The 2,900-nt window shown below is 72.6% G+C and carries 5 protein-coding genes; all 5 read left to right on the top strand.

The genetic code is table 11. The annotated features are described in order from the left end of the window. The coding region (gene tolQ, locus ACY0I8_RS17460; protein WP_461395764.1) for a protein TolQ at nucleotides 1–693 on the top strand (693 nt) is incomplete at its 5' end. Then, on the top strand, nucleotides 690–1,112 hold the full coding sequence (tolR, locus tag ACY0I8_RS17455) for an ExbD/TolR family protein (RefSeq protein ID WP_459941398.1): 423 nt from the start codon (nucleotides 690–692) through the stop codon (nucleotides 1,110–1,112). The genes tolQ and tolR, both read left to right, overlap by 4 nt. Continuing rightward, nucleotides 1,109–2,026 (top strand): energy transducer TonB, encoded by a 918-nt coding sequence (locus ACY0I8_RS17450; RefSeq protein ID WP_461395763.1) that lies wholly within the window; start codon nucleotides 1,109–1,111, stop codon nucleotides 2,024–2,026. The genes tolR and ACY0I8_RS17450 overlap by 4 nt, the downstream gene beginning before the upstream one ends. After that, the gene (locus tag ACY0I8_RS17445; protein ID WP_461395762.1) at nucleotides 1,986–2,675 is read left to right on the top strand and encodes a septal ring lytic transglycosylase RlpA family protein; all 690 of its coding nucleotides are present in this window, start codon (nucleotides 1,986–1,988) and stop codon (nucleotides 2,673–2,675) included. The genes ACY0I8_RS17450 and ACY0I8_RS17445 overlap by 41 nt, the downstream gene beginning before the upstream one ends. Further along, nucleotides 2,672–2,900, top strand: a 229-nt coding sequence (locus tag ACY0I8_RS17440) for a response regulator (RefSeq protein ID WP_461395761.1), incomplete at its 3' end; no start/stop codon positions are given. The genes ACY0I8_RS17445 and ACY0I8_RS17440, both read left to right, overlap by 4 nt.

Genomic DNA, 2,900 nt, shown 5'->3' with positions numbered 1-2,900 from the left:
TCCAACATCCTCGCCATGGCCTTCGGCTCCGGGCCCGTGGTGGGCGGCGTTCTCCTCGTGCTCGTGCTCGCCTCGGTCCTGTGCTGGGGCATCATCCTCTACAAGTTCTGGGTGATCCGCCAGGCGGCGCGCCAGAGCCGGGACTTCCTGGAGATCTTCTGGGGCGGGAACCGGTTCGAGGCGATCCTCGCCGCCTCCCAGGACCTCACCGAAAGCCCCCTGGCCCAGATGTTCCGGGCAGGGTACCGGGAATGGAGGAAAACCCGCAACCGGGACGACGCCCACGACGAGGCCGGAGACCTGGCCCCCCACCTCGGCCGCTTCGAGACGATCCAGCGGACCCTGCGGCTCGTCGCCGACGCCGAGATCACCCGGCTCGAACGGATGCTCGTGTTCCTCGCCACCGTGGCGAGCGCCGGGCCGTTCGTGGGGCTGTTCGGCACGGTCTGGGGCATCATGGACTCGTTCCACCAGATCGGGGTCATGGGCACGGCCAACCTGGCCGTGGTGGCCCCGGGGATCTCCGAGGCGCTGATCGCCACGGCCACCGGGCTCGCGGCCGCGATCCCGGCGGTGGTGGCGTACAACTATTTCAATAACGCGATCAAGGTGCTGGCCACCGAGATGGAGGCCTTCTCGAGCGAATTTTTGAACATCGTGACGCACCACCAGGCCGCGAGGGGGACCCCGTGAACGCGCCCGCGCCCGGAGGCCGCACCGCCCGCACCCACCTGGCCGAGATCAACGTCACGCCGCTCGTGGACGTGATGCTCGTCCTGCTCATCATCTTCATGGTCACCGCCCCCATGATCCAGCAGGGGGTGGACGTGAACCTGCCCCAGGTGGTGGCCACCGAACTGCCCGCCCAGACCGACCTCATGGTGATCTCGGTGGACCGGTCGGGGCGGGTGTTCCTGGGGAACAGCCCGGTTCCGCTCGAGACCCTGGCCGAGAAGCTGGAGGCCATCTACCGCCGCAAGGGCGCGAAGGAGGCGTTTCTCCGGGCCGACCGGGACGTGCCCTACGGGGTGGTCGTGCGGGTGATGGCCGAGGCCAAGCGGGCCGGCATCGAGCGGCTCGGCATGATCACGGAACCCCCGCGAGAGCCGTGAGAATCCACCGATACCACGGCCTGTTCGGCGACCGCCGGGACCAAGGGGTGTGGAAGGCCCTGGGGGTGTCCCTCGTGCTCCACGCCGCCCTGTTCCTGGCCTTCGGACGGTTCCACATCCGGCCCGTGGAACGCACCTTCTACGCCCCGATCCACGTGGTGAATCTCGTGGAGCGGCCCGGGCCCAAAGGGGCGAGGGGCGGACCCGCGGCCCCCCGCCCGAAACCGAAATCCGCCCCAAAGCCGAAGCCCAAGGCGCCGGCCCCCAAGCCCGCGGCCAGAACCCCGCCCAAGCCGGCGCCGAAGCCCAAACCGGCGGCGAAATCCCCGGCGAAACCGGCCCCCCCGAAGGCGGCCGGGGCGGCCCCCGCCGAGCCGGCGCCCCGCCCCGCCCCGGCGGCGGAGCCCAACCCCGAAGCCCTCGAACAAAAGATCGCGGAGCGCATCGCCTCCCTGCGGGCGAAGCACGGCGATCCGCTGGCCTCGGGCCGAGCGGGCCCGTCGGAGGAACTGGGGGAACGGCGGGTGGGCCAGGCCATCGAGGCGATCCGCAAGCGGCTCGACGCCGCCTCGGCCCAGGGGCCCGGGGGCTCGGGCGCGGCCGGGCTTTCGGGCCGGCGTTCGGCCCTGGAGGAGGTCCGGCTCCGGGCCTACTACAACCGCCTTTGGGACCGGGTGAACGAGCACTGGGCCATCCCCCCCGGCCTCAAGGGCCGGGACCTCTCCGTGATCGTCTCGGTGGTGATCGACCGCGCGGGCCGGATCCAGCGCCTGGTGGTGGAGGAGTCCTCCGGGAGCGACGCCTTCGACCGGGCGGCCCTGGCCGCCTTGGAGCGGGCCCAGCCGCTTCCCCCCATCCCCGACGAGGTGGCCGATGACACCCTGGAAGTGGGGTTCCGGTTCCACGGCGAGTAGGCTCCTCGCGGCGGGGCTGCTGCTGGCGGCCGCGTGCGCCGCCCCCCCGCCCCCCGGCACCTACCGGGTCAAGGGCCGGACCTACCGGCCGCTCCCCACGGCCCAGGGGTATGTGGCCGAAGGGCTGGCCTCGTGGTATGGTCCGGGGTTCCACGGCCGTCCCACCGCGAGCGGGGAGATCTACGACATGTACGCGCCCACGGCCGCCCACCGCACCCTCCCCCTGGGCACCCGGGTCCGGGTGACAAACCTGGAGAACGGCCGGTCGGCCGTGGCCCGCATCAACGACCGGGGCCCCTTCGTGGACGGCCGGATCATCGACCTCTCGTACCGGCTGGCCCAGGACCTGGGGATGGCCGAGGCCGGGGTGGCCCGGGTCCGGGTGGAGGCCCTCGACGGCGTCACGGACCGGACGGGGCCGTTCGCCTGGCAGGTGGGCGCGTTCACGGTGGCCGCGAACGCCCGCCGGCTCGTGGCCCAACTCGACCGCCGGGTGGGCCGGGCCTGGACCGAGCGGTTCGACCGGGGGGACGCCGTGTTCCACCGGGTGCGGGTCGGCCCCTTCGCCACCCGGGAGGAAGCCGACCGGGTCCTGGGGGAGCTCCAGGCCCTCGGGTTTCGCCCCTTTCTCGTGCGGATCGACCCATGAGCCTTGCACCCCTTCGCCTTCTCCTCGTGGACGACCAGGCGGACCACCGGCTGCTCCTGCGGGCGAACCTCGAGGAGCAGGACCCGGAGCTCGGGTTCGCGGAGGCCGGGTCGGTGGAGGAGGCCCTCGGTCACCTCCGGGACCGGGGGGCCGACGTGGTGCTGTGCGACTTCTGGTTGGGGGGCGAGACGGGGCTCGATCTCCTGCGCCGGGCCCGGGCCGAGG

It is taken from the genome of Deferrisoma sp., from assembly GCF_054681715.1.
This window is presented reverse-complemented; position numbering and strand designations above follow the sequence as displayed.